The organism is Micromonospora sp. BS32 (assembly GCF_059089345.1).
On sequence record NZ_JBSSHR010000007.1, the window covers coordinates 116,221 to 130,216 of the forward strand.

10 protein-coding genes are annotated in these 13,996 nt (G+C 75.7%); 7 read left to right on the forward strand and 3 right to left on the reverse strand.

Annotated elements, in window-relative coordinates; genetic code table 11:
• Positions 1-13 precede the first annotated feature (13 nt).
• Complete coding sequence (eccCa, locus tag AC5RWQ_RS13505; RefSeq protein ID WP_494283068.1) at positions 14-3,988, reverse strand: type VII secretion protein EccCa; 3,975 nt, start codon at positions 3,986-3,988, stop codon at positions 14-16.
• 99 nt (positions 3,989-4,087) lie between these two features.
• Here eccCa and eccD point away from each other — a divergent pair, with 99 nt between their 5' ends.
• A complete protein-coding gene (gene eccD / locus AC5RWQ_RS13510) occupies positions 4,088-5,488 on the forward strand; it encodes a type VII secretion integral membrane protein EccD (RefSeq protein ID WP_494283069.1) in 1,401 nt (466 codons plus the stop codon).
• Positions 5,489-5,540: 52 nt separating this feature from the next.
• Here eccD and AC5RWQ_RS13515 read toward each other — a convergent pair whose 3' ends face one another.
• Positions 5,541-6,047 (reverse strand): inorganic diphosphatase, encoded by a 507-nt coding sequence (locus tag AC5RWQ_RS13515; protein ID WP_494283070.1) that lies wholly within the window; start codon positions 6,045-6,047, stop codon positions 5,541-5,543.
• 387 nt (positions 6,048-6,434) lie between these two features.
• On the opposite strand from AC5RWQ_RS13515, the gene dacB reads away from it, so the two are divergent.
• From dacB to AC5RWQ_RS13535, 4 genes are all read left to right on the forward strand, one after another.
• A complete protein-coding gene (dacB, locus tag AC5RWQ_RS13520) occupies positions 6,435-7,916 on the forward strand; it encodes a D-alanyl-D-alanine carboxypeptidase/D-alanyl-D-alanine endopeptidase (protein WP_494283204.1) in 1,482 nt (493 codons plus the stop codon).
• Between the two features lie 66 nt (positions 7,917-7,982).
• Positions 7,983-9,050 (forward strand): zinc-dependent metalloprotease, encoded by a 1,068-nt coding sequence (locus tag AC5RWQ_RS13525; RefSeq protein ID WP_494283071.1) that lies wholly within the window; start codon positions 7,983-7,985, stop codon positions 9,048-9,050.
• A 10-nt stretch (positions 9,051-9,060) separates the two neighbouring features.
• A complete protein-coding gene (tilS, locus tag AC5RWQ_RS13530) occupies positions 9,061-10,119 on the forward strand; it encodes a tRNA lysidine(34) synthetase TilS (RefSeq protein WP_494283072.1) in 1,059 nt (352 codons plus the stop codon).
• 183 nt (positions 10,120-10,302) lie between these two features.
• Positions 10,303-11,937: a gamma-glutamyltransferase family protein gene (locus tag AC5RWQ_RS13535; protein WP_494283073.1), complete on the forward strand. Its 1,635-nt coding sequence runs from the start codon at positions 10,303-10,305 to the stop codon at positions 11,935-11,937.
• On the opposite strand, the gene AC5RWQ_RS13540 is transcribed toward AC5RWQ_RS13535, so the two are convergent.
• A complete protein-coding gene (locus tag AC5RWQ_RS13540; protein WP_494283074.1) occupies positions 11,938-12,900 on the reverse strand; it encodes a GlxA family transcriptional regulator in 963 nt (320 codons plus the stop codon). It abuts the gene before it with no gap.
• Positions 12,901-13,050: 150 nt separating this feature from the next.
• On the opposite strand from AC5RWQ_RS13540, the gene AC5RWQ_RS13545 reads away from it, so the two are divergent.
• Together AC5RWQ_RS13545 and hpt are read left to right on the forward strand one after the other, a co-directional pair.
• Positions 13,051-13,188: a hypothetical protein gene (locus AC5RWQ_RS13545; RefSeq protein WP_334484115.1), complete on the forward strand. Its 138-nt coding sequence runs from the start codon at positions 13,051-13,053 to the stop codon at positions 13,186-13,188.
• 100 nt (positions 13,189-13,288) lie between these two features.
• Complete coding sequence (gene hpt / locus AC5RWQ_RS13550) at positions 13,289-13,864, forward strand: hypoxanthine phosphoribosyltransferase (protein WP_334484113.1); 576 nt, start codon at positions 13,289-13,291, stop codon at positions 13,862-13,864.
• Positions 13,865-13,996: the final 132 nt, after the last annotated feature.

Sequence of the window (13,996 nt, forward strand, 5' to 3'; positions counted from 1 at the left end):
CCCGGCACACCGGTCACTGTGGCGGCAGGTGAGCCAGCTGGACGAGCCGTACCCCCTCGCGTCGGGTGACCAAACGACCGCGTCCCGCCGGCAGCGGCCCCGGACGGACCTGACCGACCAGCGGCCCCTCGTCCGGGCTGCCGCTCATCACCAGCCCGGCGGTGGAGAGCTCCCGCAGCCGCTGGATGACCGGCTCGTACTGGGCCCGGGCCGCGCCGCCGGCCCGGCGCGCCAGCACCAGGTGCAGCCCGATGTCCCGGGCCTGCGGCAGGTGCTCCTCCAGGCCCCGCAGTGGGTTGGCCGGGCCGCTGACCACCAGGTCGTAGTCGTCGACCAGCACGAACAGCTCCGGCCCGGACCACCAGGACCGGTCCCGCAACTGCGCCGGGGTCACCTCCGGGCCGGGCAGCCGGCGCTGCATGTAGCCGGCCGCCGACTCGATCAGCTCGGTGGTGTGCGCCGCCGCGGTGCCGTACCCGATCAGATGGTCCGACTCGACCGTGCCGTACAGGCTGCGCCGGTAGTCCACCAGGATCACCCGGGCCTGGTCCGGGGTGAACCGGGTGACGATGGAGGTGGCCAGCGCCCGAAGGAAGGACGACTTGCCGCACTCGGCGTCGCCGAAGACCACGAAGTGCGGCTCGGTGGCGAAGTCCAGCGTCACCGGACGCAGGTCCGCCTCGGCCACCCCGATCGGGAAGGCCAGCCCGGTCGCGTCGGAGCGGTCCAGCTCGGCGTAGGGCAGCACCGGCGGGAGCAGCCGGACCCGGGGCGCGGGCGGGCCGGCCCACCCGTCGGCGACCGCCTTCACCAGCTCGCCCGGCTCGCCGCCGGTGAGCTGGGGCAGCGCGGTGAGGAAGTGCAGGCCCTGCGCGGTGACGCCCCGGCCCGGCTTCTTCTCCGGCACGGTCGCCGCCGCGCTCCGCTTCACCACCGAGTCCGACGGATCGCCCAGCCGCAGCTCCAACCGGGAACCGAACAGGTCGCGGATGGCCGGCCGGAAGTCCATCCAGCGCACCGCGCTCGCCACCACGTGCACCCCGTACGACAGGCCACGGGTGGCCAGGTCGGTGATCAGCGGTTCCAGGTCGTCGTACTCGCCGCGCAGGGTGGCCCAGCCGTCGACGACCAGGAACACGTCACCGAACGGGTCGACGGCGGGCTGACCGGCCGCGGCCAGCGCGGAGCGGCGCTGCCGCCAGGCCGCCATCGACTCCACGCCCAGCTCGGTGAAGCGGTGCTCCCGCTCGGCGAGCACGGTGCCGATCTCGCCGACCGTCCGGCGGACCACCGTCGGGTCGGCCCGGCCGGCCACCCCGCCGACGTGCGGCAGGTCGCGCAGCGCGGACAGCCCGCCGCCGCCGAAGTCGAGGCAGTAGACCTGCGCCTCGGCCGGGGTGTGGGTGAGCGCCAGCGCGCAGATCAGCGTCCGGAGCAGGTGGGACTTGCCGCTCTGCGGGCCGCCGACCACGGCGACGTGCCCGGCCGCGCCGTCCAGCGCCAGCCAGAGCAGGTCGCGCCGCTGCTCGTACGGCTTGTCCACCACCGCCACCGGCACCTGGAGGGCGCCGTGCAGGCCCGGATTGGCGAAGGTGCGGCCGCGCTGCGGCTCCACCTTCACCGGGCCGAGCAGCTCGTCGAGGGTGGGCGCCAGGTCCAGCGGGGGCAGCCAGACCTGGTGCGCCGGCGGCCCCTGCCCGGCCAGCCGGCCGACCAGCACGTCGAGGAGGCTCTCGGTCTCCTCCTCGACGGCGGGCAGCGCCACCGGGGCGGCCGACTCGGGCAGCGGCACCAGGTGGGTGGAGAAGGAGAGCAGCCGGGGGCTGCCGCCCGGGCCGCCGCCGGCCGCGCCGCCGCGCCGGGCGACCGGCCCCGAGACGTACGCGGCCTTGAACCGGACCAGCGGCTCGGTGCCGGCGCGCAGGTAGCCGTGGCCGGGCGAGCGGGGCAGCTCGTACGCGTCGGGGACGCCGAGCACCGTCCGGGACTCCAGCGCGGAGAAGGTCCGCAGCCCGATCCGGTACGACAGATGGGTGTCGAGCCCTCGTAGTCGCCCCTCCTCCAAGCGCTGGCTGGCCAGCAGCAGGTGCACGCCGAGGGAGCGGCCCAGCCGTCCGATCTGGACGAACAGGTCGATGAAGTCGGGCTTTGCGGAGAGCAGCTCGGAGAACTCGTCGCAGACCAGCAGCAGCGAGGGCAGCGGGGCGAGCGGCGTGCCGGCCGCCCGGGCCCGCTCGTAGTCGCGCAGGCTGGCGAAGTTGCCGGCCCGGCGGAGCAGCTCCTGGCGGCGGACCAGCTCCCCGTTGATCGCGTCGACCATCCGGTCCACCAGGGGCAGCGCGTCGGCCAGGTTGGTGATCACCGCCGCGGTGTGCGGCAGCCGGTCGAACGAGGCGAAGGTGGCCCCGCCCTTGAAGTCGACCAGCACGAAGTTGAGCTGCTCCGAACTGTGCGTGGCGGCCAGCGCGAGCACCAGGGTGCGGAGCAGCTCGGACTTGCCGGAGCCGGTCCCGCCGATCAGCAGCCCGTGCGGGCCCATGCCGTCCTGCGCCGACTCCTTGAGGTCCAGTTCGATGGCGCCGCCGTCGGCGCCGACGCCGATCGGCACCCGCAGCCGGTCCCGCGCCGGGCGGGGCGCCCAGCCCTGCTCGGCGGTGAACCCGTCCGGGTCGCCGATGCCGAGCAGCTCGGGCAGGCCCAGCTCGGCGCCGGGGGCGGCCTCCGCCCCGCGTACGGTCGCGGCGAGCCGCAGCGGGGCGAGCCGGCGGGCGACCGCCTCCGCGTCGGCGATCTCCAGCCGGTCGGCGGTGCCCACCTCGGCGTGCCCCTCCGCGGACCAGGAGTGCAGCCGGTCCCCGCGTACCTCGAGCAGCAGCGCGAAGCGGTCCAGCAGGCGCGGCGGCGGGGTCTCCAGGTCGATCACGGTGACGGCGTCGATGCCGCCGTCGCCGGTCAGGCCGGTCGCCCCGGTGAGGTCGCCGCCGTCGAGCAGCACCACCACGTGCGGCCCGTCGGTGGCCGGGCCGGCCGGGCTGAACCGGGACCGGCTGGCGAGCACGTCGTCGAGGAGCCGTTCCAGCTCGGCCGCGGAGGAGGTGACCAGCCGGACCGGGCCGAGCGCGTCCACCCGGGTCGGGTGGTGGGCGTGCGGCAACCACTTGACCCATTCCCAGAGGGCGCGCCGCTCCGGCCCGGCGCAGACCGCGACCAGCAGTTCGTCGGGGGCGTGGAAGACGGCGAGCTGGGTGAGCAGGGTCCGGCCCAGCGCCTGGGCCTCCGCCGAGCCGGTGCCCGGCGCCTGCGCGTCCGGCCGGGTGGGGGCGGCGGGCAGGCCGCGCACGTGCACCCGGGCGAAGCTGCGCAGGGAGAGCGCCACCGGCAGGTCCGGCACCACCGAGTACGCGTCGAGGAAGCGTCGTAACGCCCCGGCGGTCATCGGTTCCAGCTCCTCCAGCGGCCGGGTGACCGGCGGGACCAGCGGGGTGGCCAGGGTCTGCGGGCCGACGGCGACCCGGACCACGGCGAAGTCCGGGTCGGTGGGGCGGCGTTCCCAGACCCGGTGGCTGTCCACCGTCGACCAGAGCCGGGTCGGGTCGGGGTGCCGGTAGTACAGCCCGGCCCGCTGCTGCCCGGCGGTCTGCCGGACCCGGCGGCGCAGCGCGGTGAGGTGCCGCAGGTACTCCCGGCGGGCGGCCATCATCTCCGACTTCTTCGGAGTGCCGGAGGCGCTGCCCCAGGAGGTGACCAGCATGGCCACCGAGGAGAGCCCGAACATGCCGCCCACCACGTACGAGTACGCCCCGCCGCCGCGGCCGAACATCATCGCCATCGCCACCGTGCCGCCCAGCATGGGCAGCACCATCAGCGCCTGCTGCCAGCGGGCGCCGGTGACGGCGGGGATCTCCGGGGGCGCCTCCACGGGCAGCTCACCGACCGGGATCTCCGGCGCCGGCCGGCGTGGCGGTCGCTTGATGACGACAGTGGACACTGAGCCTCCCATGGCTCTCGGTAACCCGAGCCTGGCTCATGGTAGGTAAAGTCCTGTCGTCCGTCAGCCACCGTTACCGATCGATATGGAGATCAGTCGATGACTACCGGGCTGGCCCGAGTCACGATCAGCGCACCGCAGCGGCGGGTGGACGTGGCGCTGCCGGAGCAGGTCCCGCTGGCCGAGCTGCTGCCCGAGGTGCTGCGGCACGCCGGCGAGGGGCTGGCCGACGACGGCGAGCGGCACGGCGGCTGGGTGCTCCGGCGTACCGACGGCGCGGTGCTGGCGACCGCGCAGGCGCTGCTGCCCCAGGGGGTGCGCGACGGCGAGGTGCTGCACCTGGTGCCGGCCCACGACCAGTGGCCCGAGCTGGAGTACGACGACGTGGTCGAGGCGATCGCCGACGGCGCCCGCCGCCGAGGCGCCGCCTGGTCCCCCCGGGCCACCCGGGCCGCCGCGCTGGCCGGGGCGGGGGTGCCGCTCGCCGTCGGGCTGCTCGCCGTGCTGGCCGCCGGGCCCGGGCAGCCCGCCGGCTGGCCCGTCGCGGTGGCGGTGGCGCTGCTGCTCGCGCTCGCTGGCACGGTCGCCTCCCGGGCGTACGGCGACGCGCCGACCGGCGCCACCCTCGGCGGGTACGCCCTCCCGTACGCCTTCGCCGGTGGCGTCCTCGCGGTCGCCTCCGGGGACCCGGTCGGCCCGCTGCGGCCGCTGCCCTGGCTGGGCGCCCCCGAACTGCTCGCCGGCGCGGTGGCGCTGCTGCTGGTCGCGGTGCTCGGCCTGCTCGGCACGGCCACCCGGCTGCGGGTCTTCGTGGCCGGGGCGACGGTGGGCGCGCTGGGTGCGGTCGCGGCCCTCGGTGGCCTGCTGCTCGATCCGGCGGCCACGGCGGCGGTGCTGCTCTGCGCGCTGGTCTTCGCCCTCGGCGGGCTCCCCCTGCTGGCCATCCGGCTCGGCAAGGTGCCGTTGCCGCCGATCACCCTCCCGGCCGGCCCGACCGGCGGGCCGGACGGCGTCCGGGACCTGCCGGACCGCGCCCGGGTGCACGCCGCGGTGGCCCGCACCGAGGAGATGCTCACCGGGATGCTGCTCGGGCACGCCGTGCTGGCCGTCGCCACCGCGGTCGTGCTCGGGCTGACCGGCGGGGTCGCCGGCCGGCTGCTGGTGGCGGTGGGCTCGGCGGTGCTGCTGCTGCGCTCCCGGCTCTTCGTGGCGGTCCGCCATCGGGTCCCGCCGGTGGCGGCCGGGCTGGCCGGGTTCGCGGTGCTCGGCGGGGTGCTGGCCGGCCGGGCCGGCGCCGCCGGGCTGTTGGCGCTGGCCGGGGGCGGGCTGCTGGTCGCCCTGCTCACCGTCGCCGCCGGTACGACGTACGCCCGCCGGCCGGTCTCCCCGTACCTCGGTCGGATGGCCGACCTGACCGACACCGCGCTGGTGGTCTCGGTGGTCCCGGTCGCCTGCGCGGTGCTCGACCTCTACGACTCCGCCCGCGGCCTGCTGGGCTGACCCACGACGAAGGCCCGGGCCGCCGGCCCGGGCCTTCGTCGACGTGTGGTGGTCAGTGCCCGGCGCCGCCCTCGGCCTCGGCGTCCCTGGCCCGCTGGTACGACGCGCGGACCTCGGCCTCGGCCTCGACCCGGCCCACCCAGGTGGCGCCCTCGACCGACTTACCCGGCTCCAGGTCCTTGTAGACCTCGAAGAAGTGCTGGATCTCCAGCCGGTCGAACTCGCCCAGGTGGTGGATGTCGCGCAGGTGCTCCTGGCGCGGGTCCTCGTAGGGCACGCAGAGGACCTTGTCGTCGCCGCCCTTCTCGTCCGTCATCCGGAACATGCCGATGGTGCGGCACCGGATGAGGCAGCCCGGGAAAGTCGGCTCGGGGACGAGCACCAGCGCGTCCAGCGGGTCGCCGTCCTCGCCCAGGGTGCCCTCGATGAACCCGTAGTCGGCCGGGTACTGGGTCGACGTGAAGAGGGTGCGGTCCAGCCGGATCCGGCCGGTCGCGTGGTCCACCTCGTACTTGTTCCGGTGACCCTTCGGGATCTCAACCGTGACGTCGAAATCCATCTTCCACGCTCCCTCGTCTGCCCACGCTGGCTGAAACGGAACCACTGACGCCCCGGGACGGGTGAAGTGTCACCCGCCGGCTCCGGACGCCGCATAGTCTTCGGACCGAAGTAGTGTCACCCAGGCTGGTTCGGGATGCGGGAGGAGGGGGTCGTGGGGAGGGAAGATTCACACTACCGCCCGGAGGGGGTTGACGGACGAGGGTCCGCCGGATCCGTTTCCGGAGGCGCCAGCGGCCGGGTCCAGATGCCCGGCGCGTACCCGTCCGGCCGCCCTCAAATGTACGGCGCGGCACCGGCCACGGGACGCGTACCGGTCTCGCCGGCCGCCGGCTCGGCGTCGGTCCCGCCCTCGTACGGCTGCCCGCCGCCGGTGAGCACCCACCCGCTGCCACCGCAGCCCACCCCGCCACCGCGCCGCCGGCGCCGACTGCTGCCGGTGGCGGTGCTGACCACCGTGCTGCTGCTCGTGCTCGCCGGGGTCGCCGTGGTGGTCCGCCCGGGCCCGGTCGCCGGCTGGCTGGGTGAGGAGACCACCGCGACGGCCGCCGCCCGGCCGCCCGAGCCCGACCCGTCCCCGGTGCTCGCCGGCCCGGACGCCAACGCGCCCGAGCCCACCCCGGACGGGGTGCGCACCGCGCTCGACCCGCTGCTCGGCGCGGCCGAGCTGGGCAGCCGGGTCAACGTGTCGGTGGCCGACGTGACGACCGGGCAGTCCCTCTACGCCCGGGGCGGCGACGACGGCACCGTGCCCGCCTCGGTGACCAAGCTGGCGACCGGCGTCACCGTGCTGGCCGCTCGCGGCCCGGGCTACCGGATCCCGACCCGCGCGGTGGCCGGCGCGAACCCCGGCGAGGTGGTGCTGGTCGGCGGCGGCGACCCCACCCTCGCGGTGGACAAGAACGGCTTCTACCCCGGCGCCGCCCGCCTCGACGAGCTGGCCCGGCAGGTGAAGCAGGCGTTGGGTGGCGCCGCGCCGACCAAGGTCGTGGTGGACTCGACGCTCTTCCCCGGTGCGGTGCACGGCCCCGGCTGGGACGCCGACATCCCGACCGGCGGGTACGGCGCGTCGATCACCGCGCTGATGACCGACGGTGCTCGGCGCGATCCGGAGTCCGCCCGCAAGACCTTCGACGACACCCACGGCGCGGCCGAGCGGTATGCGGAGCCCGACCTGGCCGCCGGCCGCGCGTTCGCCCGGCTGCTCGGGCTCGGCGACGTCGAGGTCGGCAAGGGCCCCGCCCCCGCCGCTCCCGCCGCCGGCGGCGCGGCGGCCACCGGAGCGCCGGCGCCCGGCACCGAGCTGGGCAAGGTCCAGTCGCTGCCGATGGTCCGCCTGGTCGACATCATGATCAGCGACAGCGACAACGTGATCGCCGAGGCGCTGGCCCGGCAGGTCGCGCTGGCCCGGAACAAGCCCGCCTCGTTCGTCGGCGGGGCCGCGGCGATGGACGAGGTGATCGGCGAGCTGGGCCTGCCGGCCAACGAGATCACCCTCGCCGACGGCAGCGGCCTGTCCCGGAGCAACCGGATCAGCCCCTCCCTGCTGACCGACCTGATCGCGCTCGCCGGCAACGGCAGCCACCCCGAGCTGGCCGCGATCTTCGGCGGCCTCCCGGTGGCCGCCTGGTCCGGCACGCTGGGCGACCGCTACCAGGTCGCGGCGACCCGGGCCGGGGCCGGTGTGGTCCGCGCCAAGACCGGCACGCTGACCGGCGTCCACGCGATCGCCGGGCTGGTCACCACCGCCGACAACCGGCTGCTCACCTTCGCCGTGCTCACCGACCGCGCCCCGGACGGCGACCCCGACGTCACCCGTCGGGCCCTGGACCGCATCGCCGGCGCGCTGGCCACCTGCGGCTGCCGCTGACCCGGTCCGGCTCCGCCCGTCGCTGCGGGCCGGGCCGGGGTGTTCCGGCGCGGGTACGGTGGGTGCATGGCGCAGTTCGTGGACTGGGATCTGGCCGCCGCCACCGCGGGGGCCTTGAGCAAGTCGGGGCCTCGGGTGTCGTACGCGGAGGCCACCGAGGTGGTCGGCGACCTGCGGCAGCTCACCGAGGAAGCGGCCGGGCACGTTGCCGACTACACCGGGCTGCGGTCCCAGGTGACCCACCCGCCGGTGCGGGTGGTGGACCGCCGGGACTGGGCGGCCGCCAACATCGCCGGGCTGCGTGAGGTGATCACCCCGCTGGTCGACCGGCTCACCGGCGACAAGCGGCCCGGCCCGCTCACCGAGGCGGTCGGCTCGCGACTGACCGGGGTGCAGGCCGGCACCGTGCTGGCGTACCTCTCCGGCCGGGTCCTGGGCCAGTACGAGGTCTTCTCCGCCGACCCGGGCCAGCTGCTGCTGGTCGCGCCGAACATCGTCGAGGTGGAGCGGAAGCTGGAGGCGAACCCGCGCGACTTCCGGCTCTGGGTCTGCCTGCACGAGGTCACCCACCGGACCCAGTTCACCTCCGTGCCGTGGATGCGGGCGTACTTCCTGGGTGAGGTGCAGGCGTTCGTGGACGCCTCGCAGGGCAGCGAGCACCTGGTCGAGCGGCTGCGTCGCGGGGTGGCCACGCTCTCCGACGCGGTCAAGGACCCGGAGAGCCGCGCCAGCGTGCTGGACATCGTGCAGACCCCGGCCCAGCGGGCCGTGCTGGACCGGCTCACCGCGCTGATGACCCTGCTGGAGGGGCACGCCGAGTTCGTGATGGACGGGGTCGGGCCGCAGGTCATCCCGAGCGTGGAGCGAATCCGGGCGGCGTTCAACCGGCGCCGTGAGTCGGGCAACCCGCTGGAGAAGGCGATTCGCCGGCTGCTCGGCGTGGACGTCAAGATGCGCCAGTACGCCGAGGGCCGCAAGTTCGTGCACGGGGTCGTCGAGCGGGTCGGCATGGACGGCTTCAACAAGATCTTCGGTTCGCCGCTGACCCTGCCCCGGCTCGACGAACTGGGCGACCCGGACGCCTGGGTGGCCCGGGTGCACGGCCCGGCCGCCACCACCCCGACCGCCGGCTGACCGTACGCCCGTGGCCGCGCTCGCACCGCCGGTCGCCGCGATCCGGATCGCGGTCCGCCGCGCGCTGGCCGGGCTGCCCGGCGGCGCGGGCCCGGTGCTGGTGGCCTGCTCGGGCGGGGCGGACTCGCTCGCCCTCGCCGCTGCCACCGCCTTCGTGGCCCCCCGGTCGGGGCGCCGCGCCGGCCTGGTCACCGTCGACCACGGCCTGCAGGCCGGGTCGGCCGAGCGGGCCGAGGCGGTCGCCCGGTGGGCCCGTGAGCAGGGGCTGGACCCGGTCGACGCGGTGGCCGTGACGGTCGCCGGTCGTCCCGGCGGCCCGGAGGCGGCCGCCCGCGAGGCCCGCTACACCGCGCTCACCGCCGCCGCCCGGCACCACGGGGCCGCCGCGGTGCTGCTCGGCCACACCCGCGACGACCAGGCCGAGACGGTGCTGCTCGCGCTGGCCCGGGGCGCTGGCCCGCGCGGGCTGGCCGGGATGCCGCCGCGCCGGGAGCGGGACGGGGTGCCGCTGCTGCGTCCGCTGCTGGAGGTCACCCGGGAACAGACCCGCAAGGCGTGCGCCGCGCTCGGGTTGACCCCGTGGGAGGACCCGCACAACGTCGACCCGGCGTACGCCCGGGCGCGGGTGCGTGGCGACGTGCTGCCGGTGCTGGTGCGCACGCTCGGGCCGGGCGTGCTGGACAACCTGGCCCGGACGGCCCGGCTCGTGGCCGCCGACACCGCCGCGCTGGACGACCTCGCGTGCGCCGCGCTCGCCGGCCCACCCGCCGTCGCTGCCGGCCCGACGGTCGACGCCGGTGGAGGCGGGGCCACCCCGGCCGGGGTGCGTGCGGTCGGGGGTGGACTCCTGGTCGCCGCGCTGTCGGATCTGCCCGCCGCGGTGCGCACCCGGGTGCTGCACGCCTGGGCACGGGAGCTGGGCGCCCCGCCGGCCGCCCTGTCGCACCGGCACGTCGCGGCATTGGATGCTCTGGTCACCGGGTGGCGAGGGCAGGGTGCGGTGCACCTGCCCGGTGCGATCCGGGTGGTCCGCCGCGAGGGCTCGCTGAGGCCCGTCTACCCACACTGAGGGCACCATCAACGGCGGATTTGGGTCACCCCGTCGCACGCTTTGCTCTGCTGCGGTGGAGGCAACACCGGGCACGGCCGACTGTTGCCGTGGCTGCAGCAGAGCAAAGCGTGCCGAGAGTGAGTCGGACACCCGGCGGGCCGGCCCCTCCCCGGGAGCCGCCGGAGGCGGTAGACATGACCGATGGCGTACCCCCGACAGCCGCTCTTCGCTCCGCACGGTGCGGTCACGACCAGCCAGCCGCTCGCGGCCGCCGCGGGCCTGGCCGTGCTGCGGCGCGGCGGCAACGCCGTCGACGCGGCGCTGGCCACGGCGATCGCGCTGACCGTGCTCCAACCGCCCTCGAACGACATCGGCGGCGACCTGTTCGCGATCGTCTGGGACGGCGAGCGGCTGCACGGGCTGAACGCCGCCGGCCGGTCCCCGGCGGCGCTCACCCGGGAGGTGGTGCTGACCGCGACGGGGGGGCGCAGCGGCGAGCCGGCGGAGGCGCTCGGCGGCGCCCAGGCGCGCGGCCCGGCGATGCCGGCCCGGGGCTGGCTGCCGGTGACCGTGCCGGGCGCGCCGGCCGGCTGGCGGGACCTGCACGACCGGTTCGGCTCGTTGCCCTTCGCCGACCTCTTCACCGACGCGGTCGGCTACGCCGAGCAGGGCTTCCCGGTCGCCGCCGGCACCGCCGCGAGCTGGGCTCGCGCGGTGGCCGGGCACGCCGGCCTGGTCGGCGAGGAGTACGCCGAGTTCGACCGGGTCTTCACCGTCGGCGGCCGGGCGCCGCGCCCCGGCGAGCGGTGGCGCAACCCGGACGCGGCCCGCACCCTGCGCCGGATCGCCGAGACCGGGGCGGAGGACTTCTACTCCGGCTCGGTCGCCGAGGCGTTGGACGCGCACGCCGCCCGCACCGGCGGCCTGATCACCGGTGCGGATCTGGCCCGGCACACCTCGGCCTGGGTGGAGCCGGTGAGCGTGCGCTACCGCGGGCACGAGGTCTGGGAGCTGCCGCCGCCCGGGCAGGGGATCGCCGCGCTGCTCGCGCTGCAGCTGCTCGACGGCGTCGACCTGGCCGGGCTGGACCCGGAGGAGCGGCTGCACCGCCGGGTGGAGGCGGTGAAGCTCGGCTTCGCCGACGCGCACGCCCACGTGGCGGACCCGGAGCGGGCGCCGGTGCCGACCGCCGCCCTGCTCGACCCCGGCTACGCGGCGGCCCGCCGGGCGCTGCTCACCGACCACGCCGGCGACCCGGTGGCCGGCGACCCCGAGCGGGGCGGCACGGTCTACCTCTGCGCGGCCGACGCGGGCGGGATGATGGTCAGCCTGATCCAATCGACCTACCTGGCCTTCGGCTCGCACGTGGTGCTCCCCGGGCACGGCTTCGCGTTGCAGAACCGGGGTCTCGGCTTCCGTCTCGACCCGGACCACCCGAACGTGGTGGCGCCGGGCAAGCGGCCGTTCCACACCATCATCCCGGGCTTCCTGACCCGCGACGGCGCCCCGGTCGGGCCGTTCGGGGTGATGGGTGGGCACATGCAGCCGCAGGGGCACGTCCAGCTGATCTCGGCCGCCCTGGACGACGGCCTCGACCCGCAGGCGGCGCTGGACGCGCCCCGCTGGTACTGGCACGCCGGCCGGACCCTGCTGGTGGAGCCGGCACTGGCGGCGGTGCCCGGCCTGGTCGACGGGTTGCGCGCCCGGGGCCACCAGGTCGCCGTCGCCGAGGAGCCGTCGGTCTTCGGGTACGGCCAGGCGATCTGGCGCCTGGAGTCGGGCGGCTACGCGGCGGGCACCGAGTCCCGGGTCGACGGCGCGGCGCTCGGCTGGTGATCAGCCCGCGGCGACCCGGTCCCGGAAGGTCGTGCGGTAGGCGTGCGGGGTGGTGCCCACCCGGCGGGTGAAGTGGTGGCGCAGGGCCGCGGCGTCGCCGAACCCGACCCGGTCGGCGACCTCCTCCACGCTGAGCCGGGTCTCCTCCAGCAGCCGGCGGGCCAGCAGCACCCGCTGATTGGTCAGCCAGTCGTGCGGGGTGGTGCCGGTCTCCGCGCGGAACCGGCGGGCGAAGGTGCGCGGCGACATGCCGGCCCGGCCGGCCAGCTCGTCCACCGTGGTCGGCCGGTCCAGCCGCCCGATCAGCCAGCTGAGCACCGGTTCGAGGGTGGGCGCCTCGGGCGTGGCGGGGATCGGCGCCTCGACGTACTGGGACTGGCCGCCGTCGCGGTGGGGCGGGACGACCATCCGGCGGGCCAGCCGGGTGGCGACGGCCGAGCCGTGCTCCTGGCGGACCAGGTGCAGGCAGGCGTCGATGCCGGCGGCGGTGCCGGCGCTGGTGAGCACCCGCCCGTCGGCGACGTAGAGCGAGTCGCAGCGGACCCGGGCCCGGGGGTGGCGGCGTTGCAGCTCGTCGACGTACCGCCAGTGGGTGGTGCACTCCCGGTCGTCGAGCAGCCCGGCCGCGCCGAGCAGGAACGCCCCCGAGCAGACGCTGAGCAGCCATGCGCCCCGGTCGGCGGCCCGGCGCAGCGCGTCGAGCACCGGCGGCGGGACCGCACCGCCCTGGCCGTGCGCCGGTACGGCGACCAGGTCGGCCTCCTCGATCGGGGCGAGGTCGGCGTGCGGGGTCAGCCCGAAGCCGGCGGCGGTCCGCACCGGCGCGCCGTCCACGCTGCACACCGCGAAGCGGTAGCCGGGGAAACCGTCGGCGGTGCGGTCGGTGCCGAACACCTCGGCGAGCACCCCGAGTTCGAAGGGGGCGATCTGGTCGAGGGCGACGACGGCGACCGAGCGCAGCATGTGACGAGGGTAACCGACAGGTTGGCAGTAAATCGATGGGCAATGGCATCTCTGCCACTGTCCGGCACTCCTGGCTCGGCGGAAACTGGGTGCTGTCCGGTGCGCACCGGCGGCGAAAACCACTCAGACCATGTGAAAGCGAGCGCCGCCATGGAGTTCCTGCTCTTCCTTCTCTTCCTCCTCGGCCTGGCCGTCGCCTCGGCGGCCGGCCTCACCACCGACACCCACGATTCCGCCGACTGGAAGCCGAGCGACGACGGCCGCCGCTGGCAGTCCGGCACCTGCTGAGGCGATTGGTCCGGATGGCCGGAAAAATCCGGCGCGGGACAGCGGCAAAAGGGGCGGCCCCGCCGACGAAGGCCATCCGGCGTACGGCAGGCTAGGAGTCATGGCTGACGGCTCCTGGTACGACGCCGACATCGATCACGTGATCATCTCCGAGGCGCAGATCCGCGAGAAGACCGCGGAACTGGCCAAGCAGGTCTCGGCGGACTACGCGCACGTCGAGGACGGACTGCTGCTCGTCTGCGTGCTCAAGGGCGCGGTCATGTTCATGGCCGACTTCGCCCGCGCGCTGGGCCGGCAGGGCCCCCCGGCCGAGCTGGACTTCATGGCCATCTCCTCGTACGGCCAGGGCACCACCTCCTCGGGCGTGGTCCGCATCCTCAAGGACCTGGACCGTGACATCGCCGGCCGGCACGTCGTGGTGGTCGAGGACATCGTCGACTCCGGCCTGACGCTGTCCTGGCTGCTGCGCTACCTGGAGTCCCGCTCGGCGGCCAGCGTCGAGGTCGTCGCGCTGTTCCGCAAGCCCGAGGCGGTCAAGGTCCCGGTCTCGGTGAAGTACGTCGGCTTCGACATCCCGACCGAGTTCGTGGTCGGCTACGGCCTCGACTTCGGCGAGCGCTACCGCGAGCTGCCGTACGTCGGGGTGCTCAAGCCCGAGGTCTACGCCCGCGCCTGACCCGGCCCGGCAGAGCCGAGAGCTGCTCGTATCGGCGTCCATCGAGCCGACGTTCAGCGGGCTCTCAGCGAATCCGACTACGGTAGGTGTCGGTGGCGTGGAGGTTTCCTCCGCGTCCGGCCCCTCGACCCG